21 protein-coding genes are annotated in these 25246 nt (G+C 75.6%); 8 read left to right on the forward strand and 13 right to left on the reverse strand.

The window, feature by feature from the left end:
- The first annotated feature begins 44 nt into the window (after positions 1-44).
- Positions 45-2354 carry a 5-methyltetrahydropteroyltriglutamate--homocysteine S-methyltransferase gene (gene metE / locus ACZ34W_RS14230; RefSeq protein WP_465603888.1) on the forward strand — a complete coding sequence of 770 codons (2310 nt, stop codon included), beginning with the start codon at positions 45-47 and terminating at the stop codon, positions 2352-2354.
- On the opposite strand, the gene ACZ34W_RS14235 is transcribed toward metE, so the two are convergent.
- From ACZ34W_RS14235 to ACZ34W_RS14270, 8 genes are all read right to left on the reverse strand, one after another.
- The gene (locus ACZ34W_RS14235; RefSeq protein WP_465603890.1) at positions 2248-2604 is read right to left on the reverse strand and encodes an SDR family NAD(P)-dependent oxidoreductase; all 357 of its coding nucleotides are present in this window, start codon (positions 2602-2604) and stop codon (positions 2248-2250) included. The two genes, metE and ACZ34W_RS14235, sit on opposite strands and share 107 nt — an antisense overlap.
- Before the next feature lie 109 nt (positions 2605-2713).
- Positions 2714-3271: a GNAT family N-acetyltransferase gene (locus ACZ34W_RS14240; protein WP_465603892.1), complete on the reverse strand. Its 558-nt coding sequence runs from the start codon at positions 3269-3271 to the stop codon at positions 2714-2716.
- A 171-nt stretch (positions 3272-3442) separates the two neighbouring features.
- Complete coding sequence (locus tag ACZ34W_RS14245) at positions 3443-5143, reverse strand: peptide-N4-asparagine amidase (protein ID WP_465603894.1); 1701 nt, start codon at positions 5141-5143, stop codon at positions 3443-3445.
- Positions 5144-5335: 192 nt separating this feature from the next.
- Entirely contained in the window at positions 5336-9211 is a 3876-nt protein-coding gene (locus ACZ34W_RS14250) for an amino acid adenylation domain-containing protein (RefSeq protein WP_465603896.1), read from the reverse strand.
- Positions 9212-9410: 199 nt separating this feature from the next.
- Positions 9411-10169: an SOS response-associated peptidase gene (locus ACZ34W_RS14255; RefSeq protein ID WP_359810925.1), complete on the reverse strand. Its 759-nt coding sequence runs from the start codon at positions 10167-10169 to the stop codon at positions 9411-9413.
- Positions 10170-10348: 179 nt separating this feature from the next.
- Entirely contained in the window at positions 10349-10963 is a 615-nt protein-coding gene (locus ACZ34W_RS14260; RefSeq protein WP_329486592.1) for a GNAT family N-acetyltransferase, read from the reverse strand.
- A gap of 140 nt (positions 10964-11103) precedes the next feature.
- Positions 11104-13845 carry an FtsX-like permease family protein gene (locus tag ACZ34W_RS14265; RefSeq protein WP_465603899.1) on the reverse strand — a complete coding sequence of 914 codons (2742 nt, stop codon included), beginning with the start codon at positions 13843-13845 and terminating at the stop codon, positions 11104-11106.
- Positions 13842-14618, reverse strand: a complete 777-nt coding sequence (locus ACZ34W_RS14270) for an ABC transporter ATP-binding protein (protein WP_465603901.1) — start codon at positions 14616-14618, stop codon at positions 13842-13844. The genes ACZ34W_RS14265 and ACZ34W_RS14270 overlap by 4 nt, the downstream gene beginning before the upstream one ends.
- Before the next feature lie 440 nt (positions 14619-15058).
- Between ACZ34W_RS14270 and ACZ34W_RS14275 the strand changes: the two genes are divergently transcribed.
- Both ACZ34W_RS14275 and lysA read left to right on the forward strand, forming a co-directional pair.
- The gene (locus ACZ34W_RS14275) at positions 15059-15295 is read left to right on the forward strand and encodes a hypothetical protein (protein WP_329486589.1); all 237 of its coding nucleotides are present in this window, start codon (positions 15059-15061) and stop codon (positions 15293-15295) included.
- A gap of 79 nt (positions 15296-15374) precedes the next feature.
- Positions 15375-16793 (forward strand): diaminopimelate decarboxylase, encoded by a 1419-nt coding sequence (gene lysA, locus ACZ34W_RS14280; protein ID WP_465603903.1) that lies wholly within the window; start codon positions 15375-15377, stop codon positions 16791-16793.
- 32 nt (positions 16794-16825) lie between these two features.
- Here lysA and ACZ34W_RS14285 read toward each other — a convergent pair whose 3' ends face one another.
- The 3 genes from ACZ34W_RS14285 to ACZ34W_RS14295 all read right to left on the reverse strand — a co-directional run bounded on the left by ACZ34W_RS14285 (position 16826) and on the right by ACZ34W_RS14295 (position 21040).
- On the reverse strand, positions 16826-18469 hold the full coding sequence (locus ACZ34W_RS14285) for an amidohydrolase (RefSeq protein ID WP_329486586.1): 1644 nt from the start codon (positions 18467-18469) through the stop codon (positions 16826-16828).
- A complete protein-coding gene (locus tag ACZ34W_RS14290; RefSeq protein WP_465603906.1) occupies positions 18466-19980 on the reverse strand; it encodes an APC family permease in 1515 nt (504 codons plus the stop codon). Before ACZ34W_RS14290 ends, ACZ34W_RS14285 begins: the two co-directional genes overlap by 4 nt.
- 127 nt (positions 19981-20107) lie before the next feature.
- A complete protein-coding gene (locus ACZ34W_RS14295) occupies positions 20108-21040 on the reverse strand; it encodes an Lrp/AsnC family transcriptional regulator (RefSeq protein ID WP_465603908.1) in 933 nt (310 codons plus the stop codon).
- A gap of 135 nt (positions 21041-21175) precedes the next feature.
- Here ACZ34W_RS14295 and ACZ34W_RS14300 point away from each other — a divergent pair, with 135 nt between their 5' ends.
- Together ACZ34W_RS14300 and ACZ34W_RS14305 are read left to right on the forward strand one after the other, a co-directional pair.
- Entirely contained in the window at positions 21176-21388 is a 213-nt protein-coding gene (locus tag ACZ34W_RS14300) for a hypothetical protein (protein WP_465603911.1), read from the forward strand.
- The gene (locus ACZ34W_RS14305) at positions 21385-21852 is read left to right on the forward strand and encodes an SsgA family sporulation/cell division regulator (protein ID WP_465603913.1); all 468 of its coding nucleotides are present in this window, start codon (positions 21385-21387) and stop codon (positions 21850-21852) included. The genes ACZ34W_RS14300 and ACZ34W_RS14305 overlap by 4 nt, the downstream gene beginning before the upstream one ends.
- 158 nt (positions 21853-22010) lie before the next feature.
- Here ACZ34W_RS14305 and ACZ34W_RS14310 read toward each other — a convergent pair whose 3' ends face one another.
- The gene (locus ACZ34W_RS14310) at positions 22011-22424 is read right to left on the reverse strand and encodes a DUF5997 family protein (RefSeq protein WP_465603915.1); all 414 of its coding nucleotides are present in this window, start codon (positions 22422-22424) and stop codon (positions 22011-22013) included.
- Between the two features lie 57 nt (positions 22425-22481).
- Between ACZ34W_RS14310 and ACZ34W_RS14315 the strand changes: the two genes are divergently transcribed.
- The gene (locus tag ACZ34W_RS14315) at positions 22482-23288 is read left to right on the forward strand and encodes a LysR substrate-binding domain-containing protein (protein WP_465603917.1); all 807 of its coding nucleotides are present in this window, start codon (positions 22482-22484) and stop codon (positions 23286-23288) included.
- Positions 23289-23405: 117 nt separating this feature from the next.
- Here ACZ34W_RS14315 and ACZ34W_RS14320 read toward each other — a convergent pair whose 3' ends face one another.
- Positions 23406-23759 carry a VOC family protein gene (locus ACZ34W_RS14320; RefSeq protein ID WP_329486578.1) on the reverse strand — a complete coding sequence of 118 codons (354 nt, stop codon included), beginning with the start codon at positions 23757-23759 and terminating at the stop codon, positions 23406-23408.
- A gap of 181 nt (positions 23760-23940) precedes the next feature.
- Between ACZ34W_RS14320 and ACZ34W_RS14325 the strand changes: the two genes are divergently transcribed.
- On the forward strand, positions 23941-24216 hold the full coding sequence (locus tag ACZ34W_RS14325) for a heavy-metal-associated domain-containing protein (RefSeq protein ID WP_329486577.1): 276 nt from the start codon (positions 23941-23943) through the stop codon (positions 24214-24216).
- 116 nt (positions 24217-24332) lie between these two features.
- Positions 24333-25246: heavy metal translocating P-type ATPase (locus ACZ34W_RS14330; protein WP_465603920.1), on the forward strand; the 914-nt coding region annotated here is incomplete at its 3' end.

Raw genomic sequence — 25246 nt, forward strand, 5'->3', positions numbered from 1 at the left:
CGTGCTCTCCCGGGATCGCAGCGCGACTCGCGAAGGAGAGTTCCGTGTCACCGAGTTCCACCACCCCGCAGGCCACCGTGTACGGCTACCCGAGGCAGGGTGCCGACCGGGAGCTGAAGAAGGCCGTCGAGGGGTACTGGGCGGGCCGCGTCGACGCCGCCGCCCTGCACGCCACCGCCGCCGTCCTGCGCCGCGCCAACTGGCGGCAGCTGGCGGACGCGGGCATCACCGAAGTCCCCACCGGCGACTTCTCGCTCTACGACCACGTCCTGGACACCACGGTCGCGGTCGGCGCGATCCCGGCCCGCCACCGCGCCGCCGTCGACACCGACCCGCTGGACGGCTACTTCGCCATGGCGCGCGGCACCCAGGACGTCGCACCGCTGGAGATGACCAAGTGGTTCGACACCAACTACCACTACCTCGTACCGGAGTTGGGCCCGGACACGGTCTTCGCCGCGAACTCCGCCAAGCCGGTCTCCGAACTGCGTGAGGCGCTCGGCCTCGGCCACCGCCCCCGGCCCGTGCTGGTCGGACCGCTGACCTACCTGCTGCTCGCCAAGCCCGCCCCCGGCGTGGCCGCCGACTTCCGGCCGGTCACCCTGCTGGACCGGCTGCTGCCGGTCTACGCGGAACTCCTCGCCGACCTGCGGGCCGCCGGCGCCGACTGGGTCCAGCTGGACGAGCCCGCGCTCGTCCAGGACCGCACCCCGGCCGAGCTGAACGCCGCCACCCGCGTCTACCGCGAGCTCGGTGCGCTCACCGACCGCCCGCAACTGCTGGTCACCAGCTACTTCGACCGGCTCGGCGAGGCCCTGCCCGTCCTGGCCAAGGCCCCGATCGAGGGCATCGGCCTGGACTTCACCGGCCCCGGCGCCGCCAACCTCGACGACCTCGCCGCCGTCGGCGGAGTGCCCGGCAAGCGCCTGGTCGCGGGTGTGGTGGACGGCCGCAACATCTGGATCAACAACCTGGAGAAGTCCCTCGCCACCCTCGGCACGCTGCTCGGCCTGGCGGACCGGGTCGACGTCGCACCGTCCTGCTCGCTGCTGCACGTCCCGCTCGACGCCGACCTGGAGCGCGACCTCGACCCGCAGGTCGCCCGCTGGCTCGCCTTCGCCCGTCAGAAGACCACCGAGGTCGCCACCCTGGCCCGCGGCCTGGCCCACGGCACCGACACCATCGCGGCCCAACTGGCCGCCAACCGGGCCGACCTGGCCTCCCGCGCCGGCTCGGCGCTGACCCGCGACCCGGCCGTCCGGGCCCGGGTCGCCGCCACCGCCCCCGAGGACGCCCGCCGCGCCCCGGCCTACCCCGAGCGCGCCGAGGCGCAGCGGGCCCGGCTCGGCCTGCCGCTGCTGCCGACCACCACCATCGGCTCCTTCCCGCAGACCACCGAACTGCGCACCGCCCGCGCCGACCTGCGCGCCGGCCGCATCGACGACGGAACCTACCGGGACCGGATGCGGGCCGAGGTCCGCGAGGTGATCGCCTACCAGGAGAAGGCGGGCCTCGACGTGCTCGTCCACGGCGAGCCCGAACGCAACGACATGGTGCAGTACTTCGCCGAGCAGCTGACCGGCTACCTGGCCACCCGGCACGGCTGGGTGCAGTCCTACGGCACCCGCTACGTCCGGCCGCCGGTGCTGGCCGGGGACATCTCCCGCCCGCACCCGATGACCGTCGACTGGTACCGCTACGCGGCCGATCTGACGGACCGTCCGGTCAAGGGCATGCTCACCGGACCGGTGACCATGCTCGCCTGGTCCTTCGTCCGGGACGACCAGCCGACCGGCGACACCGCCCGGCAGGTCGCGCTCGCCCTGCGCGACGAGGTCACCGACCTGGAGGCCGCCGGCGCCGCCGTCATCCAGGTCGACGAGCCGGCGCTGCGCGAGACCCTGCCGCTGCGGTCCGCCGACCGGGCGGCCTACCTGGAGTGGGCCACCGAGTCCTTCCGGCTCTCCACCTCCGGGGTCCGCGCCGACACCCAGATCCACACCCACATGTGCTACGCCGAGTTCGGCGCGATCATGACCGCCATCGACGAGCTCGACGCCGACGTGATCTCCCTGGAGGCGGCCCGCTCGCACATGGAGGTCGCCCACGAGCTGGCCGGGGCAGGCTACCCGCGCGAGGTCGGCCCCGGCGTCTACGACATCCACTCGCCCCGGGTGCCGAGCACCGAGGAGGCGGCCTCGCTGCTCCGCGCCGGGCTGGCCGCGATCCCGGCCGAGCGGCTCTGGGTCAACCCCGACTGCGGCCTGAAGACCCGCGGTTGGGCGGAGACCCGGGCCTCGCTGGAGCACCTGGTCGAGGCGGCCAGGCTGGTCCGCGCCGAACTGGGCGGCTGACACCGCGCCGGAGCGGGCGGCGGGCCGGCCCCCGGCCCGCCGCCCGCTCCGGGCCGTCCGCGGCGGTGAGGTCCGCCTGGAGCGGCAGGACGTCGGTCGTGCGGCCGAGTGCGGCGAGGTCCTCGGTCACGGTCCGGCAGGCGGCCAGCACCCTGACGCCCTCGGCGGCGAGGGCCCGGGTGACGGCGAGGCCGATGCCCTTGCCCGCCCCGGTCGCCACGGCGGCCTCGCCCGACAGGTGCAGGTCCATCGTCGACTCCGCCGGCGCGCTGCCCGGCCGCCGTCCGCCCGGCCGGGCGCGGCCCAGGCTGGAACCATCGCAGCTCTGCCCCGGGCCTCATCCGGGCCTCGGGGGCTGGTCAGACCCGGTCGGAGGCCACGTCGGCCGGGGTGGTCCAATCCTCGGCGAGCAGGCCGAGCACGACCTCGTCGCGGTGGGCGCCGTAGGCCCAGGCGGAGCGGCGCAGGGTGCCTTCGAGGGTGAAGCCGGCGCGGGTCGCGGCGGCGATCATCGGCAGGTTCTCGGCGAGGGTGTCGATCTGGAGGCGGTGCAGGCCGCGGACGGTGAAGCCGTAGTGGCACAGCAGCGCGACGACCTCGCGGGCCAGGCCCCGGCCGCGGAGGGCGGGGCGCAGGGCGAGGCCGAGATGGGCGGTGCGGTTGTGGGTGTCGATGCCCCAGAGGAGGGCCTCGCCGGCGAGGTCGCCCGAGGGGAGGGTGGTGACGGAGAAGCAGGCGGCCTCGTCCGAGGGGGCGGCGACCGCGTACGGGGACCCGGCGGCGCCCGGTGAAACGGGCTGCCAGGGCCGGGAGTCGGCCCGGGAGCGGGTGGCGACGTCGTCGTACAGCTCGGCCTGCAGCACGGGGACGTCGGCGTCGTGTCTGGCCCGGAGGGCGACTTTGGAGTTGTGTAGCATGTCACATTGCTATCAGGGCCGGCGTCGTCCGCACCAGCGAATTACCGCGCACCGGGCGGGTAACGGCGTTCCCGCCGGGGCCTGCAGGCGGCCCGCCGGAGGCTGCGAGGCGCCCGCCGGGTCGAACCGCTCCGCCCGGTGCGGCCGGAGCGGTGCGACCCGGCGCCGGGTTCACCCCCGGTCGGTCGGCCAGCCGTCCACGGTGGTGAGGGAGCGGTGGTACGGGCCGTCGGGCCCGGTGCTGCGGTAGTCCTCGACGGAGCCGCCGGTGCGGACGGTGCTGTCGCCGTCGTGCCGGTGGGCGGTCGGGCGCAGGGTGTGGTCGACGGCGGAACGCTCGGTGGTCCGGCCGCCGACCGTGCCGGTGGTGTCCCGGTGGTAGCCGAGGTTCATGGTGGTGACCTGGTCGTTCGCGCCGGCCGCGTCGTGGGTGACGCGGTAGTCGACGTCCAGCGGCTCGCCCTCGTGCACGGTGGTGGTGCGCCGCGGCCCGTCGCCCCAGGTGCTGGTGGTGCGGGTCAGGTCGGTGCGGTTGCGCAGCGTCAGGTCGTTGCCGCTGTCCCGGAACCGCTGGGTGGAGCCGAAGGCGAGGGTGTCGCGGACCTCGGTGGTGACCCGGCCGTGCGAGGTCTGTACCCAGCCGCGGGCCCGGTCGTGCCGGCCCGCGGTGACGGACCAGTCGCCGCTGCCGCCGCCGTGGTCGGTCAGCGCGGTGGAGACGGCGGCCTCCGGGGCGACCGCGTGGTCGGTGAGCGCCCCGGTGGTGCGGGCGGCGCCGTGGTCGACCTCGGCGAACAGATTGACCTGGCCCGTCCAGACGTCGTTGCCCTGGGCCTCGGCCGCGTTGACGGTGATGCCGACGGCGTGCGGGCGGCCGTCCAGCAGCAGGCCGACGTACGGGGTGAGGTCGAGCCGGTAGGCGGGCAGGTCGAAGGCGAAGATGCCGGGGGTGGGCCGCCAGAGCAGCGGGTCCCAGCCGCCGGTGTAGATCACGGGGTACGGCCAGACCGCGCCGGCCACCCGGCCGTCCACGGTCAGCCGCAGCTCGCGGAACGGGCCCTTGCCGCAGGCGCCCAGCCCGGGGTTCGCGCCGACGAACGCGTCGGGCGCGGAGGCGTACGCGAACTCCTCGCAGGCGCCGCCGCCCCGGGCGTACACCTCGGCGGTCAGGCGTTCCAGGTTCGGCGGGAAGGCGAGGTCGCGGGTGGCGGTCGGGGCGGCCTGGGTGAGCCCGAACGGCCCGGTGGTGAGCAGCCGGTCGGCGGTGCGGGCGGCGGGCCACCGGGCGGAGGTGGTGTAGAAGGTGAGCTCGGCGGTGATCCGGAAGACGCCGGTGTAGGTGGCGTCGGTGACGTTGGCGAGGTCGAAGGCGAACGGCTGCGGGCCGCCGGCGAACAGCGGCGCGTACCGGGTGACGTCCCGTTCGACCGTCCATCCGATGCCGTCGGCGGAGGGCTCGGGGGTGGAGGAGAGCAGGACCTCCACGCCGCCGATCCGGACGGTGAACAGCCGGTCGAACTGCCGCCCGGCGACCTGCCCGTGCAGGGTCAGCACGACCGCCGACCAGGGTCCGGCGCAGGCGGCGGGCGGGGTGACGGTGGCGGTGTACGGGGTGTCGGGCGGGTTGCCGTAGCCGTCCCGGAACGGCTGGTCGTGCATCGCCTCGACGGTGCAGGCGCGGGTGTCCGGCCGGGTGAGCGGCTTCGCGGCGGTGAGCGGGTCGTGGTAGTCGGTGCCGAAGTCGGCGTGCGCGGGGCCGGCGGCGGTCAGCGCGCCGGTGAGGGCGAGGACGACGGCGCCGAGCAGGCGGGCGGCCCGGCGGGCCGGGCCGCCGGGCCTCGGCCCGCGGCGGATCAGCGGGGGTACGGCCAAGGGTCTTCCTCTCCTCGGCCCGGACGGGCGGTCCGGGTGGCGCCCCCGACAATGGCATGTCATCGTCAATCGGTGAAGAGGGGGCGGCCGGCGGGACGGTCCGGCACGGCGGCGCCGCCGGGCGGGTGATCACCCGGCGGCGCCGGTCCGCCGGCGGCCCTCCCGCTCCGCCGGAACGGGAGGGCCGACCGCTCAGCCGGCCGGCCGGGCCCGGATCGCGGCGACCAGTTCGCCGACGCCCCGCTCCCTGAGCACGCCGTAGTGGTCGCCGCTCAGTTCGACGACGACCGGCGGCGCGGCCGAGTACCCCGAACTCCCCTCGATGAAGGAGTAGTCGTCACCGGCGGCCTTGACGATGGTCACCGGCGCGTCCAGCCGCCGCTGCGCGAGTTCGCCGAAGCTGTAGTCGAACTCGTAGGTCTCCCCGACGATCCGGGCGATCCGGCGGATCAACTCCTCGCCCAGCTCCGGCAGCAGGCGGTGCACGAAGGCCGTGAAGCCGTCCTCGTCGTGCGCCTCGGCCAGGCAGGCCTCCAGGTCGGGCCCGCGGACCGAGCCGGCGAACACCGAGTAGAGGATCGCCACGTAGGCCGGGTCGCGGTACGAGGCCTCGCGTCCGTGCCGCTCGCCGCCGCCGCGCCGCAGCTCCGGGTTGCCGGGGCAGATCAGCAGCAGGTCCGCGACCCGCTCGCCGGCCTGCTCCAGCTGCCAGGCCGTCTCGAAGGCGACCCGGGCGCCGAAGGAGTAGCCCCACAGGGTGTAGGGGCCCTCCGGCCGCACCCGGCGGATCTCGGCGAGGTCGGCCGCGGCCATCTCCCGGATCGTCGGGTACGGCGTCTCACCGGCGTTGATGCCGTGCGCCTGGATGCCGTAGAACGGGCGGCCCACGGTGCTCCCGAGCAGCCGCAGGTTCATCGGGTAGCCGCCGAGCCCCGGCCAGCAGAACACCGGGTCGCCGGTGCCCGCGCGGTGCAGCGGCACCAGCCGCGAGCCGGGCTCACCGGTGTCCTCGTCGATCCGGGCGGCCAGGTCGGCCAGCCTCGGGCTCTCGAAGAGGACCTGCAGCGGCAGCCGGGTGCCGAACTCCCGGTTCAGCCGGTTGATCAGCGCCACGGCGATCAGCGAGTTGCCGCCGGCGGCGAAGAAGTCGTCCCGCACCGAGACCTCCTGGTACCTCAGCGCCCCGCCCCAGGCGGCCGCGAGCCGGTGCTCGGTCGGCGTCGACGGCGCGACCTTCGGCCCGCCCGCGTCCGCCGTCCGGACCGCCGCACCGGCGGCCAGCGCCTTCGCGTCGACCTTGCCGTTGGCGGTCAGCGGCAGCTCGTCCAGGACGAGCACCCGGTTGGGGAGCATGTAGTCGGGCAGGACGGCGGCCAGTTCGTCCCGGACGATCTCGGCCGGACCCTTCATGTGGACGGCGTCCTCGATCATGCCCTCGCTGTGGATCTGCTCCTCGCTCACCTTCCCGCCGAGGAAGAAGTACGACGGGCCCGGCGCGATCCCGCAGGAGGCCAGCACCGCGTCGATCCGCCGGGCGGACGGCAGCGGGTGCCCGGTCTTCGAGCTGTAGCCGGAGGACATGAACCCGAGGCCGAGGGCGAGGCCGCCCCGCTGGAGCCGGTGCAGGGCGGTGCCGAGACCGAGGTACTCCAGCCACGGCTCCTCGGCCCGGCCGACGGCGGTGATGCCGAAGCCGGCCCGCTCGTACACCTGCTGGTTGATCGCGATCACGTCCCGCGACCGCACCAGCTCGTCCGAGATCCGCGCCAACCCGCCGTCCGTCCAGCGGTACTGGCCGGCGGCCAGGCCCTCGACGCCACCGGGGTGGGCCTGGACGTAGTACTCGGTGCGGTCCGCCGCCGGCCGGCCGTCGGCGGGCACGATCGCGAAGGTGCCGAGGTAGTGGTCCTCCTCGGCCACGTCCAGCCCGGCCCGGACGGACGGCAGCAGGCCGACCGGCCGGACGGCCAGCCCGTGGGCGGGCAGCACCTCCTCGAACACGCCCAGCATGTGACCCGCCTCGAACTCCAGCACCTCCAGGATGTTGTTCCGGTAGACGGGCGCGATCGCGCGCCGCTTGCCGAGGAAGTGGACGGTGAGGCCCGGGCCCCCGGTACCCTCGCCGACCCGGACCAGGGTGTGCTCGACCGGGTGGTAGTAGTACACGCCGGCGTCGAGGCCGCCGGTCCCGCCGGTCTCCAGGTACACCTGGGTGGCGTACAGCGCGCCCGGGGAGGCGTACGCGTACTTCGGCAGCAGCCGCTCCGCGCTGTGGAACTGGCCGAACCACCGCAGGATCACGCCCAGTTCGGCGAGATCCGGCTCGCCGGTGCGCGGCGTGACGGGGCCCGCCGGGGCGGCCGGCGGTGCGAGCAGCGCCAGCAGGTCGTCGCGGGTGACCCGGCCGCCCTCGTAGAAGCGGTAGGTCTTGCGGGCGAAGGTCTCGCGCCGCTGCCGCTCGCTCTCCCGCCCGCCGGGCAGCGCCACCACCGGCCGGCCCGCCAGTTCGGCGGCGTCCCGCACCCCGGGGTCGGACAGCTGCGCCCGGACCTGGAGCCGGCTCGCCTTGGACCGGTGGTGGCCGCCGTGGCTGCCCTGGTCCATCAGGGCCGCCTCCTTGGGGTCCAGTTCGACGCAGGCCACCAGGTTCCGGTGGCCCGTCCGGGGGTCGTCGGTGACGATCGCCGCCGCCCGGCGGACCCAGGTGTGCTCCTCGATGGCGAGCGCGATCTCGTCCAGCTCGACCCGGTAGCCCCGCAGCTTGACCTGGTTGTCCACCCGGCCGGCGCACTGGAGCGTGCCGTCCGGGTTCCAGTGGGCGAGGTCCCCGGTGCGGTACAGCCGCTCGCCCGGGAGGTGGGGCGAGGCGACGAAGCGCTCCGCCGTCAGGTCGGGCCGGTTCAGGTAGCCGCGGGCGAGCTGGACACCGCTCAGGTGGAGCTCGCCGGTGGCGCCGGGCTCCACCGGCGCCAGGTCCCCGTCGAGCACGAAGCAGTGGGTGCGGTCGACCGGCACGCCGATCGGCACCGACCCGGCGTCCTCACCCACGGCGGCGGGGTCGACGAGGTGGGCGGTCGCGTTGATGGTGCACTCGGTCGGCCCGTAGAGGTTGACCAGCGCGGCCTGCGGCAGCTCGGCGGTGAGCGCCCGGGCGAGCCGGCGCGAGAGCGCCTCGCCGCCCGAGTACAGCCGCCGCAGCGTGCCGCAGTCGCCCAGCCGCTCGGTGTCCAGCAGCGCCTGGAGCAGGGTGGGCACGCACTGCAGCGTGGTCACCCCGTACTCCCGGACGGTGTCGATCAGGGCTTCCGGGTCCCGGTAGACGCCGGGGGCGCCGAGCACGACCCGCGCGCCGCCGGCCGGTGCCAGGATCTCCCACTGCGCCGCGTCGAAGCTCATCGGCGTCTTCTGCAGCACGGCGGCGTCCGGCCCGAGGTGGCCGCCGGCGACCAGCCAGCGCAGCTGGGACACGATGCTCCGGTGCTCGATCATCACGCCCTTGGGGCGGCCGGTGCTGCCGGAGGTGTAGATGACGTAGGCGAGCGACTCCGGCCGGGGGCTCGCCGGGCCCCGGCTCTGGTGCGGGAACGGGGGTGCGTCGTCGGCCCCGGCCGCGCCGGGTGTCCCCGGCGCCCGGTCCGGGCCGGCGGGGACGAGGATCCGGGTGCCCGGCGGGACGAGTCCGGCCAGCCGGGTGCGCAGGTGCTCCTGGGTGACGATCACCCCGGTCCGGCTGTCCTCGATCATGTAGCGGATCCGGTCCTCGGGGTACTCCGGGGACAGCGGCAGATAGGCGGCGCCGGCGTAGAGGATGCCCCAGGCGCCCACCATCAGCTCCGGCGAGGGGTCGACGTAGAGGCCGACGCAGTCGTCGGCCGCCACGCCGAGCTGGTGCAGGTGGGCGCCCAGGCCGGCGGCGGCGGCGCGGAGGTCCCGGAAGCCGAGGTGTGCGCCGCGGCCGGTCACGGCGACGGCGTCCGGCCGCTCGGCCACCTGCAGGTCGAGCAGGTCGGGCAGGCAGCGGGCGCGGCGGGTGTCGTGGAGGGTGAGCTGCGCGGACTGTGCGGACATGTGGGTTCCCCATCGGGTGGCGAGGACGGATGACGTCGCCCGTCGAGGCGGGCGTGCCATCCAAGCTCCGCCACCCGGTGTCCCGGCCGCCTGGGGCACCGGCCGTCTCTTCCGCCCGGCCGCCGTCCGGCCGCGCCCGGGCCATGTCCCGGGCGTCGTGCCCCGGCCCGGGACCGGCGGCCCGCCGGCGGGTGCTCGGTCAGCCCGGCCCGTCGCCGTGGCCCACCGGGTCCGGTACCGCGTCCAGCAGGGCGGCGCCGTTGTTGCGGACGCTGTTGACGGTGGTGGAGACCGCCCGGACCGCGAGTTCGTCCCCGGCCGGGGTGTGCAGGAGCCGCCGCAGCTCCACCGGGTCGTCGTGCTCCGGGTCGAGCCAGGCGTCCAGGTCGGCCGGGCCGATGGTGAGCGGCATCCGGTCGTGGACGCGGCCGGCCGCGTCGGTGGCGTCGGTGGTGATGATCGTGGCGGTGGTGAGCCAGGCCGCCGGGTCGTCCTCGGGCAGCGAGCGGTCCCGCCAGAACTCGTACAACCCGGCCATCACCAGCGGGCCGCCGGCGCGGGGGTGGAGGTAGTAGGGCTGCTTGTAGGCCTTGCGGCCCTCGGCGGCGGGCACCCGCACCCACTCGTAGTAGCCGTCGGCGGGCAGGACGCAGCGGCGCTTGGCGAAGGCGGAGCGGAAGGCGGGCTTCTCGTGCACCGTCTCGGCCCGGGCGTTGATCAGCCTGGCGCCCGTGGCCGGGTCCTTGGACCAGGAGGGGACCAGGCCCCACCGCACCGGGCGGAGCCGGCGGGCGAGTTCGCCGGTCTCGCGGTCGACCCGTTCCAGCACCGTCCACACCGGGTCCGTGGGGGCGACGTTCCAGCTCGGCGCGAGGGTCTCGGCCGGGTTCCAGCCGGTCACCCCGAGCAGGCCGAGCAGGTCCTGGGGCGTGGTGGTGGAGACGAATCGGCCGCACATGGGCGCCACTCTGCCACCACCGGGCCGCCGGGGCCACAGGCGCGGGCCCGGCCGGAGGCGGTGTCAACCCGGGGCCGGCGCCCGGGCGCAGGGCCGTCCGGGCGTCCGGCGGGCCCGGTCCCGGCGACGGCGCCGCCCGCGCCGGGTGCGGGCGGGTGGGCGCCGCGCCGGGTGGCGGCTCAGTGGCGGGCCGGGCGCCACATGGTGGAGACGGTGTGGCCGGACGGGACGGTGATCCGGTCGAGTTCGGTGAAGCCCGCCCGGGCGTAGCGCTCGTTGTTGGCGGGGTTGCAGGACTCCAGGTAGGCGGCCGCGCCGAGGGCGTCGATCCGGGCCAGGTTCTCGGCGAGCAGGCCCATGCCGAAGCCGTGGCCGCGGTGGTCGCCGTGGGTGGCCAGCAGGCTCAGGAAGAAGTGCGGTTCGCTTCTCGGGTGGGCCGCTTCGAGGTCCGCGAGGATCGCGAGCAGGCCGTCGGCGGTGGCCCGGTCGGTGATGCCGACCAGGAAGTCCTCCAGGCCCTCCTCCTCGTCGGGGCTGAGGTCGTTGCCGCCGGGCGGGATCCACAGCGCGGCGGACTCCACGTTCGGCGTCACCAGGGTCCAGGGGTAGCGCAGGGCGGAGGTGGCGAACAGGCGCCACATCGCGGAGGCCTGGGCCGCCCGTCGCTCGCGGTCGGGGAACGCCGGGCCCCAGAGCGGGTCGTCGAAGAACGCGGAGGTCAGGGTGGCGACGATCGCGTCGACGTCGGCGGAGGTCGCGGTGCGGGCGGTCACGGGTGCGGTCGGTCGGTTCAAGACGCCACCTTCGGGAGGCCGGGAGAGGGTGATCGTCAGCGTACGACGGTGCCGGGGGCGCCGGGCGGGACGGGACGTGCGGACGGGCGCCGTCCCCCCGCGCGGTGCGGGGGGACGGCGCCCGGGGGGACGGTGCGGGCTCAGCCGAGCCGGCGGGTGAGCGGCGCGTCGGCGCGGGTGAACAGGACGGCCAGCAGTCCGGCGAACAGCGGGACGGCGACGGTGGTGAGCCCGATGTTCGCCCAGGGCACCACGATCGTGCTGCTGCCCGCCTGGTTGGCGACGTCACGGGCCATCAGCAGGGCGACCGCCGGGACGAACCCGTTGATCGTGCCGAGGGCCGCGCCCAGGACGGCGATCAGCGCGCACTGGATGCCGGAGAGGGTCCGGCGGATCCCCGGCGGCGCGCCGACCGCGGCGAGGGTCGCCTGGTCGCGCCGGGAGTCGGCGGCGGCGAGGCCGGTGGCGATGCACGCGGCGCCGAGCACGACCAGGGCGGCGAAGCCGGTGAGGGCGATGGTCGGTACGTCGCTCTTCGGCTCGAACCCGCGCTCCACGTCGAGCAGGGCGCTCGGCAGGATGCGGTCGGCGGTGGCCGCGGCCCGCTGCGTCGCCTTGCGGTCCGGCGCGGTGGACGGCAGCCAGACCGAGCCGCTGGGCTTCGTCGTGAGACCCAGTCCGGTGATCGTCCGGGTGCCGATGACGCCGACCCCGTACCGGGCGGCGGTCGGGTTCTCGACCACGACGGCGTCGACGGGGATCTCCCGGATCTCCTGCGCCGGGGCGGCACCCGGCTGCGGCGGGGCGGTGAAGCCACCCGTCAGCTGGAGCACGACCTTGTCGCCGCTGAGCAGGGAGCGGTCGAAGACCACGGCCTTGCCGGCGGCCAGCGCCTGCTCGGCGGCCGGGTCGCGGACGGCGAAGGCGTTGTGCAGGACGGTCGCGTCGCCGACGACGAGGGCCCGGGAGCCGAAGCCGACCCCGCCCTTGACGGTGACGTTGCTGGAGCACTCCGCGCACCACGAGTAGACCGCGGTGCCGAGATCGGCGCGTTCCCCGAGCTCGGGCAGGTCCTGCTCGATGGCCGCGCGCACCTGGGGGAGCAGCGGGCTGTCGGTGAGCACGCCGAGCGAGACGGAGTTGACCGGGCTGTGCGGCCGGTAGGAGGCGGCGTCCATGACGTCGCTGCTCGCGGTGTAGAGGCCGATCGCCACCGAGCCGGCGACGGCGGCCATCACGGCCGCGATGGCCGGGGCGGTGCGGCCGCGGTGGCGGGCCGAGTCGCGCAGGGCGAGCCGGCCGCCGAGCGGCAGGAACCGGGCGAGCCGGCCGCAGAGGGCGATCAGTACCGGGGTGAGGGCGAGCAGGCCGAGTTCGGCGGTGGCCGACCCCGCGAGCACCATCAGGGTCATCCTGTCCAGGCCGGCGAAGACCGGGATGACCCGGCCGGTGCCGTCGTTGGTTCCCACGGCGAGCAGCGCGACGGCCGCGCCGGAGACGAAGAGCACGATGCCGGCGGCGGTGGTCCAGCGGCTCGGCGGCCTGACGGTGTCACGGCCGGTGAGGCCGGCGGTGACGCTCTGCCGGGCGGCCTGGAGGGCGGGCAGCGCGGCCGCGAGCAGCGCGGTGACCACGCCGACGACCGCGATGGCGAGCAGGTCGGGCGCCTGGACGCCGAAGTGGCCGAACCGGCTGCCACCGGTCTCCTCGATCCACGACCGGGTCAGGGCCACCAGGCCGGTCCCGAGCACCACACCGGTGACCGCGCCGACCGCGCCGAGCACCAGGCCCGAGCCGAGGACGACGGAGGCGATGTGGCCGCGGTCGCCGCCGCTCGCGCCGATCAGGGCGAGCTGCCGGCGGGACCTCCGGGCGCCGACGGCGAAGGCGGGCCCGGCGAGCAGGGCGACCTCCAGCAGGGCCATGCCCGCGACGGTGCCGACCACCACGGCCTTGTCGGAGCGCAGCGGGCTGCTGGAGCCGAACTCCAGCCGCTGGTAGGTGATCTGGGACTCGGACGGCGGGTCGAGCGCCACCGCGCGGGAGGTCGCGGTGAAGCCGTACCGGTTGAGCCTCTTGACGCCCTCCCAGTCGAGGGTCGCCCCGGCGGGCAGTTTCAGCAGCCAGGCCGGCTTGCCCGGGGTCGAGCGGTCGCCCGCCCCGGTCGGGGGCTTGGCGGCGGCCGGCGCGGCCGCGGCCAGCGGGGCGAGGACCTCGCCGGGGCGGCCGACGAACTCGACCTTGGCGAGGTCGTCGGGGTGCTCCACGACGCCGGTCAGGGTGAACGGCGTCTTCTCCAGCCCCTTGAGGGTGGTGGTCTGACCGAGGCGCAGGCCGGACTCGGTGAGGAACTCCCGGGTGACGGCCGCCTCGTGCGCGCCGTTCGGGGTGCGGCCCTCGACCAGGTCGAGCCGGCCCTTCCAGACCGGATCGGTGAGGTCGGCCTCGGCGGTCTCGGTCCGGACCAGGCCGTTGGGCGAGCCGGCGCTGGCGTTGAGACCGGCGGCGGCCGGCAGCAGGGTCGAGCCGGGCAGCAGCTCCTTCAGCAGCGCGGCCGGGTCGGCGCCGGCGCTGCGGGTCTGCTCCGGGGTCGGTCCCTGGTTGGCCCGGACGCCGATCGCGAGCGCGCCGTCCTCGGCGAACGGGCGCTGCTGGACGGTGCTGCCGAGCTCGTAGGCGGTGACGAGCGCGTCGGCCCCGCCGGCCAGCCGTTCGACCCGCTCCACCGGGGCGAGCTGGCCACTGCGGTAGACGATGTCGGCGCCGGCCACGCCGAGCACGGGCAGCGAGATCATGGCGATGACGAGGGCGCTGCGGCCCTTGGCGCGCAGGGCGTCGCGGCGGGCGATCCGCAGCGCGACCTTCAGGGGTCCGAGCTTCATCCGGTGGCCTCGATCCGGTTCCCGTGGCGGGCGGCCATGGTCTGCAGGCTCTCGACGCTGCGGCCGAAGCCCTCGTCGACGATCAGCCCGTCGCGGAGGAAGACGACCCGGTCGGCCCAGCTGGCGTGCCGGGGTTCGTGGGTGACCATCATCGCGGCGGCGCCGGCGTCGCAGCGGGCCCGCAGGACGCCCAGGACGGCTTCGCCGTTGGCGGAGTCGAGGGCGCCGGTGGGCTCGTCGGCGAGGACGAGGCGGCGCTGGCCGACCAGGGCGCGGGCGATGGCCACGCGCTGCTGCTGGCCGCCGGACATGTCGTCGGGGTAGCGGCCGGCCAGCTCGGGGATGCCGAGCTCCTCCAGTGCGGCCAGTGCCTCACGGCGCGTCACCCGGCCGGAGACGCCGTCGAGTTCGCGCGGCAGCGCGATGTTCTCGGCGGCGGTGAGGGCCGGGATCAGGTTGTAGTCCTGGAACACGTAGCCGATCGAGCGCCGCCGGGCCGCGGCGAGCTTCTTGCGGCTCAGGCCGCCGAGTGCGACGCCCTCGACCAGGACCTGGCCGGTGGTGGGGGTGTCCAGGCCGCCGGCGAGGGTGAGCAGGGTCGACTTGCCGGAGCCGGACGGGCCCATCACGGCGACGAACTCGCCGGCCTGCACCTTGAGGTCCACGCCGCGCAGCGCGTGCACCTCGGCCGCGCCGCGGCCGTGCACCCGGGTGACGTTGTCCAGGTGCAGCACCGGGGCGGCGCCGTTCCTGGACGGACTGGTTTCGAACATGGGTCCCCCTTTGAGACAGGGCATCAGGAAGCCTTCGGCGGGTGGGGCGGGGCGCCTCCGGCCGGACCGGCTTTGCATACCCCGTATGTATATCGCACCTGCCGAGCAAAAGTATATGCAGGTTGCCGACATATCTTGTCCGCTGGACGGTCACGATTCTGTCCGGGCCCGGTCCGACCGCCGGCGGGGCGTCCGCGACCGCCCCGCCGGACCGGGCGGGACGGCTCCCGCCGACGGGGGAGCGAGGCGGCAGGAGGAGGCAGCAGGAGCAGGAGGGGAAGCCACCGTTCGGGCCGGCGGTCGTCAAGGTGCCGTCAAGGAAGGCCTGTTGTGCGTACGCCCCGCGTCAAGGCCGGCCCCGGTCGGGGCGGACGGGGCTCCACTGGAGCTGCGGGCCCGCACCCCGGCGGCCCGCCGGTACTTCGGAAGGAACGTCCACCATGAGCGACACCCAGGTCCTCTTCGGCCACCCCGGCGCCACCGCGGGCACCGCCGTGCGGCGCCCGCTCGCCGTCGTCGAACGCGACGCCGTGCCGCCGCGTCGCCGCGGCCCCGCCCCGGTGCCCGACGTCCTGGCCGGGGCGGACGAGGAGGGCGACGAGCCGTCCGGGGCGGCCGTCCGGCAGTGGCGCGGCCGGGCGGCGCACTGCCGGATCGCCCTGCAGTACCTCGACTGACGCCGCCCGCGCCGGGCGGGACACCGCCGGCGCCCCGCCCGCCCCGCCCCCGCCCGCCCCGCCCGCAGGAGCCGCCGCCATGACCGTCCTTCCCGCCCCCGCCCCCGCCCCCGTCCCCGTCCCCGCCCCCGCTCCCGCGCCCCTCCCCGCTCCCCTCCCCGCGCCGGAGGCGGCGGCGCCCGTGCCGGCGGGGGCCGCCGCCTCCGGCGGCCCGTGGCCGGCCTCGGCGCACGCCGCCCCCGGTGGGGACCTGCTGGTCGGCGGGGTCGGCCTGGCCGAGGCCGCCGACCGGTTCGGCACCCCGCTGTACGTCCTGGACGAGGACGAGGTGCGGGCCCGCGCCCGCGCCTACCGGCAGGCCCTGCCGCACGCCGACGTGCTCTACGCGGCCAAGGCCTTCCTGTGCGGCGCGATGGCCGACTGGGTCGGCGAGGAGGGCCTAGGCCTGGACGTCTGCTCCGCCGGGGAGCTCTCGCTGGCCGCCGCGGCCGGGTTCCCGGCGCAGCGGATCCTGCTGCACGGCAACGCCAAGACGCCGGAGGAGCTCCGGCTCGCCCGGCGGCTGAGGGTCGGCCGGATCGTCATCGACGGACCGGGGGAGATCGCCCGGCTGGCGGCCCTGGTGGCCGCGGACACCCCGCAGCGGGTGCTGGTCCGGGTGGTTCCGGGCATCGCCGCCGGCCACCACGAGGCGGTGCGCACGGGCGTCGGCGGCCAGAAGTTCGGCCTCCCGATCGAGGGCGGGGACGCGGCCGACGCGATCGCCCGGGTGCTGGCCCAGCCCGGCCTCGACCTGGTCGGCCTGCACTGCCACCTGGGCTCCCAGATCACCGGGGTCGAGCCCTACCTCGCCGCCGTGGACACGGTGGTGGCCTTCCTGGCGGAGCTGCGCGAGCGGCACGGCGTCGAGCTGCCCGAACTGGACCTCGGCGGCGGCCACGGCATCCGCTACCTGCCGGGGGACGACGCCTTCGACCTCGCCGACTTCGCCGCCCGGGTGCCGCGCCGGCTCGCCGAGCGCTGCGCCGGGGCCGGGCTCGCGGTGCCGCGCCTGGTGATCGAGCCCGGCCGGGCCGTCGCCGGGCCGGCCGGGGTGGCGCTCTACCGGGTGCTGTCGGTCAAGCACGGCGCGGACGGCCGAGTCTTCGCCGCCGTCGACGGCGGCATGAGCGACAACCCGCGGCCCGCTCTCTACGGCTCCCCGTACACCGCGCGGCTGGTCGGCCGGCGCTCCGACGCCCCGGCGGCCCGCGTGGACGTGGCCGGGCGGCACTGCGAGGCCGGCGACGTGCTGGTGCGGGGCGCCGGCCTGCCGGCCGACCTGCGGGCGGGGGACCTGCTGGCCGTCCCGGCGGCCGGCGCCTACCAGTTCTCGATGGCCTCCGGCTACAACCTGGTCGGGCGCCCGGCCGTCGCCGCCGTCCGGGACGGCCGGGCCCGCCTGCTGATCCGCCGTGAGACGGTCGAGGACTTCCGGGCCCGTGAGGTCGGCCGCTGACCGGCGCCGCCCGGGGCGGGCGCGAACTCCCCCTAGGCCCGGTGCACGACCTCCCCGCCGACGACGCTCAGCTCGACGCGCGCCTCCGGGATCGCCTTCGGGTCGACGGCGAACAGGTCCTCGGAGAGCAGGACGAGGTCGGCGAGCTTGCCGGGGGTGAGCGAGCCGAGGCGGTCGTCCAGGAAGTTGGCGTAGGCACTGCCGAGGGTGTAGCCGCGCAGCGCGGTGGCCAGCGAGACGGTCTCGCCCTCCATCCACGGCTCCCCGCCGGCCAGGCCCCGGCGGGTGACGGCGGTGTAGAGGCCGACCAGCGGGTCCATCTCGGCGACGTTCCAGTCGCTGGAGAAGGCGAGCGTCGCCCCGGCCTCCTGGAGGCTGCGCATCGGCCAGGCCTTGGACCAGCGGCCCTCGCCCACCGCCTCGGCCCAGTCCTTGCCGGGGCCGGCGATGTCGGGGGAGCAGTGCCGGGGCTGCATGCAGGCGACCACGCCCAGCTCGGCGAAGCGGGAGACGTCGGCCGGGTCGAGGCACTCGACGTGGACCACCTGGTGGCGGGCGTCGCGCGGGCCGTTGACCCGGCGGGCGTGCTCGACGGCGTCCAGCACGGTACGGATGCCGCGGTCCCCGGTCGCGTGCACGAAGGCCTGGAAGCCGGCCGCGTCGAGCGAGGTCAGGAGCTCGGCGAACTCCTCGGCGGGGTAGAAGGTCTCGCCCCGGTGGCTGTGGTGGCCCGCGTAGGGCTCCAGCAGCGCGGCGGTGTGCGGCTCGACCACGTCGTCGATGTACAGCTTCAGCGGACCGACCCGGAAGCGGTCGCCGGTGTGGCGGCGGGCGGCCGCCGCGAACTCGGCGAGCTCCGCCGCGGTGGTGCCGCGCGGGTGGAACAGCGCGGCGACCAGGCGCGAGCGCAGCCGGCCCTCGGCGATGGCCCGCTCGAAGAGGGCGAGGTCGTCGAGCGAGTTCTGCGGTTCGACGACGGTGGTGATGCCGTAGCGGGCGGCCATGTCGAGGCTGGCGGCGAGCCGCCCGTACTGCCGCTCGGGGTCGGCCCACGGCACCCCGGCGGCGCGCAGCGCGCGGTGCCCGTCGCGGGAGAGGCCGCGCACCGCGAAGTCGGTGAGGAACCCGGTGGGCTCGCCGGTCGCCGGGTCCTTCCGGACGGTGCCGAAGGCGAGTTCCCGGGTCTCGGCGGTGATGCCCAGGCGGCGCAGCGCGGCGGTGTTCAGCCAGGCGGTGTGCACGTCGTAGCTGAGGACCAGGGCCGGGTGGTCGCCGGTGTAGGGGTCGAGGTCGGCCGCGGTGGGCATCCGGCCGCCGGGGACGGCGGTGTAGTCGAAGGCCTCGGCCTCGATCCAGTCGGCGCCGGGGTTCCGCTCCAGCCACCGGCCGATCCGGCGGCCGATCTCGGGCAGGTCGGTGGCGCCGGCGAGTTGGACGCAGGCGGCGTCGGAGCCGAGCCGGACGTGGTTGTGGCTGTCGACGAAGCCGGGCACCAGCAGGCGCCCCCGGCCGTCGACGACCTCGGTGCCGGGCCCGGCCAGGGCCCGCCAGTCGTCGCCGTCGCCGACGTGGACGATCCGGCCGTCGCGGACGGCGACCGCCTCGGCGCGCGGCCGGCGGTCGTCCACGGTGTGGACGTGGGCGTTGTGGACGATCAGGTCGGCGGGGCGGTTCACGAGAACTCCGGAGCGGTGGCGGGAGCGGAAGCGGGGGTGCGGTCGGTGGCCGAGTGGCCGGCGGCGACGCCGCGCGGGGCCTCGGCCTGGTCGGCCGGGAGGCTGAGCACCCAGTGGGTCGCGCTGCGCGGGCGCAGGTAGAGGAACCAGTAGAGGACCCCGACGAGCAGCACGGCGAGGGTGATCAGCAGGTCCCGGCCGGCCTGTTGGGTGAGCGCGTAGCCGAGCACCACGGTGGTGAGCACGGGCGCCACGGGCCAGAGCGGCATCCGCCAGGCGGGCGCGCCCCGGTGCCGGCCGCGCCGGGCGAGCAGCGCGGCGACGCCGAGCAGCAGGTAGATGACGGCGACCACGACCCCGGTGAAGCCGAGCAGCGCGTCGATCGGCACGGTCAGGGCGAGCACGGCGCCGGGCGCGCCGATCGCGAGGGTGGCGACCCACGGCGAGCCCCAGCGCGGGTGCAGGGTGCCGAGTGCCCGGTTGACCGGGTCGGGCCAGGTGCGGTCGCGGGCGGAGGCGTACAGCACCCGGCCGTTCTGGATCACCATGACGATGACGGCGTTGAGGATCGCGGCGGCGATGCAGAGGCTGACGAAGGTGCCCACCGTGCTGCCGGCCCAGGAGTCGACGATGGCGACCAGGTCACCGGCGGCCAACTGGTCGGGCGACGCGACCCCGAGGCAGATCGCCACCACCGGGACGGTGATCACCACGACCCCGGCAAGCAGCGACCAGAGCACCGTGCGGGCGACCGTGCGGCGCGGGTCGCGCAGGTCCTCCGAGAGGTAGACGGCGGTGCCGAAGCCGTTGTACGTGAACATCGCCACGGCCAGCCCGGACACCAGCAGTCCGAGGGTGAACGGTCCGGTGCCGCCCTGCCCGTCCGGGACGACGGCGTGCACCAGTGAGGAGACCGGCTGGTGGACGTGGGTGAAGCCGAGCACCGCGACGATGCCGGCGGCGAGCACTTCGAGTCCGAGGAAGATGCCGGTGATCAGCGCGTTGGACTTGATGTCCAGCACGCCGACCGCGACGGCCAGCGCCATCACGGCGGCGCCGGCGACCGCCGGGTCCAGCGAGAGCACCGAGCCGAGGTAGTCGGCGGTGCCGAGCGCGATGATCGGCGGAATGACCAGCAGCGAGACGATCGAGATCATGAAGACCAGCCAGCCGGCCAGTCGCCCGAGCACCTGGCCGACGATCGAGTACTCGCCGCCGGCGCTGGGCACCAGGGTGCCGAGTTCGGCGTAGCAGAGGCCGACGCCCAGCGAGAGCACGGCGGCGATCAGCAGGCTGATCACGGCGCCGCTGCCCTGCGACATCAGCAGCGGGGGCACCACGATGAAGAGCGACGAGGCCGGGGTGACGCAGGACAGGGTGAGCAGGACCCCGCCGAAGACGCCCAGGGAGCGGGGGAGCGCCTCGACCGCGGGCCGGGGGGAGCCGGCGGGCTGCGGGGCACCGGCGGGCCGGGGGCCGTCGGCGGTCTGTGGGGGAGGGGAAGAGGCCATCGGGGGACCGGACTCTCTCACGGGGAAGGTGTCCGACCATTGAAAGGGCGGTGAAAAGAAAGCGTCAAGGGCTCACGACTGTCATTTCGCCTAGAGAATTGGCCCCATTCTGCGAATCATTTGCCGATCATCGTTCAGGGCTGTCGAGTGCCGGTCCGATGGGCAGATCGTAGGTGTAGGACTCCTTGACGATGTCGAGGTGCACCCAGGACTCCGAGCGCGTCACGCCGGGCAGTCCGCGGAGCGCCTCCAGACCGTGCAGCAGGGCCGGGCGGTCCGGGGCGTCCAGCCCGCAGACGAGGTCGAAGCGGCCGTAGCCCGAGGCCACGTAGTTGACGCCGGGCAGCGCGGCGGCGGCCTCCGCGACCTCGCGTGCCGGTCCGAGCACCCCGAGCCCCACCCCGGCGGCCTCCCGGACGCCGAGCGCCCGCGACTCCACCAGGCCGGTGACGTGCACCGCGCCGACCTCCAGCAGGCGCAGCACCCGGGCCCGGGTGGCCGGCTGGGAGAGGCCGATCCGGTCCGCCAGCGCCGCGAAGCTGGCCCGCCCGTCGGCCTGGAGGAGCCCGAGCAGCCGCCGGTCGGTCCCGTCCAGGGCGGGCAGCGCGCCGGTCCGGAGGTGCGGCCCGGACGGCGCGTACGCGTCCCGGACCAGCTCGGTGCAGCGGAACACCTCGACGCCGCGCACCCCGGGCACCGCCCGCAGTGCGGCGAACTCGCGCTCCAGCGCCGCGTCGTCGGCCACCCGGAGCTCGGCGATCACGCTCCGCCGCCCGGCGGTGCAGGAGACGAAGCTGGCCGCCCGCCGGCCGGCGGCCGCCACGGCCACCGGCCGGGCCGGGCCGGCCACGTCCAGGGAGGCGTGGGCGACGGTGGTGATCCCGGCGACGGCGGGCGGCACGATGCCGACGATCCGCACCTCGCCCCGGGTCAGCAGCCGCTGCACCCGGGCCCGCGCGGCCTCCCGGGAGATCTCCAGCAGTTCGGCGAGCCGCTGGTAGCTGACGCGGCCGTCGCGCTGGAGCTCCCGTACGAGGGCGGCGTCAGTGGTGTCGAGCACGTGGGGCTCCCGGGGGCGGCGGGGTGGCTGGTCCCGGCAATCTATCCGGCCGCGGCGGGGCCGGGCCGGACGGGTCCGCGCGACTGCGCCGGGGGGCGGAGGGTTACCGCAGGTGGGGCCCGTCGTTGTCCAGGCATGAGAAACGACCTCCAGGCCTTCGCCCTCGCAGGCGAAGAAACGATTCCTCATGAGCAGGCACCGATCTTCACGCACCTCGTCGCCCTCTGGATCGGCTACGGGCGGACGGTGCCCGGCCACGTCGACCAGGAGTGGCACCGGCTGGTCCAGCCACCCCGGTTCGTCCCGCCGGCCCTCGGTGCCACCGGTCCCGCCGGAGAACCGGAATGACCGGCCGGGAGACGCCGCACGTCCCCCCGCAGCGTTCCGGCGCGGAGGCGACGGCTCTGGACCTCGACCTGCGGGCGGTCGTCTGTCCGGGCCTCACCGTCTGCGTGAAGGCCCGACTGCGCTACGACGTGGCCGAGCCGTACGCGGTCTACCTGGACAGTCACGTCGACCGGGCGGAGCCGATCACCTGGATGTTCGCGCGCGAGCTGCTGGCGGCGGGGACCACGCGGGAGGCGGGCATCGGCGACGTGGCGGTCCGCCCGGGCACCGGCGACGACGCCGGCACCGTGCTGGTCGCGCTCGGCGGGGACGAGGGCAGTGTCGTGCTCCGGGCCCGGGCCGCCGAGGTCAGGGTCTTCCTCGGGCGCACCGACCGCCTGGTCCCGCCCGGCCGGGAGCACGAGTACCTCGACCTGGACGGGCTGGTGCGCCGGCTGCTCGACCACGGCAGGCCGGGGCCGTGACCGGGGGCGGCGGAAGGTGCCCGGCTGCCCGCGCGGGCGGGGCGGTGGACCGGAGGGGCGGCCGGGAGCGGTCGGCCGCGGCGGGCCGTCGGCGCGCGGGCGGTGCGCAGGGAGCGACCGGGCGGCGGAAGGCGAGGAGGCCGCCGCCCCGGGCGGGGTCAGCGGGTCTTGGCGGGCGGCGTCGCGGCGGCCTGCTGCTCGTTCTTCTCCTTGATCCGCACGGCCTCCTTGCGGACGTCGGCCTGGACGGTGCGCTCGCGCTCCAGCCAGGTCGGGTTCTCGGTCTTCAGGGCCTCGATCTGCTCGGTGGTGAGCGCCTCGGTGACGCCGCCGCGGGCCAGGCCCGAGACGGAGACGCCGAGCTTGGCCGCGACGATCGGGCGGGGGTGCGGGCCGTTGCGCCGCAGCTCCTGGAGCCACGCGGGCGGGTCGGCCTGCAGGGTGTTGAGCTCCTCGCGGGAGACCACGCCCTCCTGGAACTCGGCGGGGGCGGCGTTGAGGTAGATGCCCAGCTTCTTGGCGGCCGTGGCCGGCTTCATGGTCTGGGTCGTCTTCGACTTGAGCGATGTCATGGTCACTAGGGTAAGCGAGTGAGTGGCGGCCCCGATCACGGTCGGTAGCCTTGCAGCGTGACAGAGATGCAGGCGAACCCCTCGTTCCGACTGGTGTACGTTCCGGGCGTGACGCCCGGTAAGTGGGTGCGCGTCTGGGAGGAGCGGCTGCCCGACGTCCCGCTCACCCTGGTCGCGGTACCGGTGGAGGAGGGCGCGGCGACGCTGCTGGCCGACGCCGCCGACGCGGGGCTGGTCCGGCTCCCGGTGGACCGGGACCGCCTCAGCGCGATCCCGCTCTACACCGAGGCCACGGTCGTCGTGTTCCCGAAGGACCACTGGTTGGCGGCGGCCGACGAGGTGCCCCTCGCGGACCTCGCCGAGGAAGTGGTCTTCCACCCGCTGGACGACACCCTGGGCTGGGCGGAGCTGCCCGGCCGCCCGGCGATCGAGCGCCCGGCCACCACCGCGGACGCGATCGAACTGGTGGCGGCGGGGGTCGGCGTCCTGCTCGTCCCGCAGTCGCTCGCCCGCTTCCACCACCGCCGGGACCTCACCTTCCGGACGGTGTCGGACGCCCCCCAGTCGCAGGTCGCCCTGGCCTGGCAGCTGGACCGGACCACCGACCTGATCGAGGAGTTCATCGGGATCGTCCGCGGCCGGACGGTCAACAGCTCGCGCGGCCGGGGCCAGACGCCCCCCGCGGCCGAGCAGCCGAAGAAGGCCGCCGCCGGTGGCGGCCGCCCGCGCGCCGGTTCCGGCAAGCCCGCGGCCGCGGGCCGCTCCGGCGGCGGGAAGTCCGGCGGCGGCCGCCCCGCCGCGGGGAAGTCGGGCGCCGGCAAGGCCGGCGCCCCCCGCCGCGGCCGCCCCCGCCGCTCCTCCTGACCCGCCCGCCGGCCCCCGCCACGATGGACCGGGGGCCGGCGGCTGTGGGGCCGGGACGAACCCCGGCCGGGCCCGTGACACCTCCGGCCGGCGGTCACCGCCCGCGCGGCGGTGCCGTCAGCCGGGCTGCCACAGTTCGATGCGGTTGCCCTCGGGGTCGGTGACCCAGCCGAACCGGCCGACGCCCGCCATGTCCTGGGTCTCCTCGGCCACGTCCGCGCCCTTGGCGCGGAGTTGCGCGAGCATCGCCGCCAGGTCGCGGACGCGGAAGTTGAGCATCGTCCGCTGCGCGGGGGAGCCGAAGTAGTCGGTTCCGGACTCGAAGGCCGCGAACACCGTCGGCCCGGCTTCCTGCTGCCACAGGCCGTGCTCGTCGGCGTCGAGACCGAGGCAATCGCGGTACCAGGCGCCCAGCGCCACCGGGTCGGTGGCCCGCATGAAGTACCCGCCCACTCCCAGCACACGTTCCATGCCGCCATCCTGCCAGGCCCGTCGATCCGGCGAGTGGCGCGGCGGGGCCGGACCGGTGCGCTCCAAGGGTTGCGCTGGATACCCCCTGGGGGTATGAATGGAGCTATGTCCGAGCGATACCCCTGGGGGGTATCGAACAACAGACATCACGACAGGCTCGTCGACCGCTCCGGAGGAAACCATGTCCTGCTGCTCCACCACCGGCACCTGCTCCACCGGCGCCACGACCGTCGCCACCATCGGCGCCGTGACCACGGTCTACGCGGTCACCGGCCTGACCTGCGGCCACTGCGAGCAGGCCGTCGGCCGGGCGGTGACGGGCCTGCCGGGCGTCACCGCCGTCGACGTGGACGTCGAGGCCGGCCTGGTCACCGTCGTGTCCGAGGCCGAGCCGGACGACGAGGCGCTGCGCGAGGCGATCGACGGCGCGGGCTACGCGCTGGCCGGCCGGGTCTGACCGGCCCCGTACCCCCGAGGGGTATCAAAGGGGGCGGTCCCGAGGGCCCGCCCCCGCAGCACCCGCAAGACGGTCGCGCCGAGGGCGCCACCGACGACGCACCACGAGGAGCCCAGATGACCACTCAGGCACCCGCCTCCACGGAGGTGGACCTCCGGATCGGCGGCATGACCTGCGCGTCCTGCGCGGCCCGGATCGAGAAGAAGCTCAACCGGATGGAGGGGGTCGAGGCCACGGTCAACTACGCGACCGGGAAGGCGCGGGCGGTCGTGGCCGACGGCGTCCGGATCGCGGACCTGGTCGCCACCGTCGAGGCCACCGGCTACACCGCGGCCCTCCCGGACCCCGACACCGCGCGGGCGCCGTCCGCGCGGTCGGCGGGGGCCGGTGCGCAGGGGGCGGAGGCCGGTGCCGGACCGGACGAACTCGCCCCACTGCGGCAGCGGTTGGCCACCGCGCTCGCCCTGGCGGTGCCGGTGATCGCGATGGCCATGGTGCCGGCCCTGCAGTTCGACAACTGGCAGTGGCTCTCGCTCACCCTCGCGGCGCCGGTCGTCACCTACGCGGCCTGGCCCTTCCACCGGGCCGCCTGGACCAACCTGAAGCACGGCGCCGCGACCATGGACACCCTGGTCTCGCTCGGCACGCTGGCCGCCTTCGGCTGGTCGCTCTGGGCCCTGTTCCTCGGGCACGCGGGGATGCCGGGCATGCGGCACGCCTTCGAGTTCAGCCTCGCCCGCGGTGACGGCTCGGCCGACATCTACCTGGAGGCGGCGGCCGGCATCGTCGCGTTCGTGCTGGCCGGCCGCTACTTCGAGGCGCGCGCCAAGCGGACCGCCGGCGCCGCGCTGACGGCGCTGCTGGAGCTCGGCGCCAAGGACGTCACCGTGCTGCGCGGCGGCGTCGAGGTCCGCCTCCCGATCGCCGAACTCGCTCCCGGGATGCGGTTCGTGGTGCGTCCGGGGGAGAAGATCGCGACGGACGGCACCGTCGTCGAGGGCTCCTCCGCGGTGGACGCCTCGATGCTCAC

Source organism: Kitasatospora sp. NPDC022856 (genome assembly GCF_055561235.1).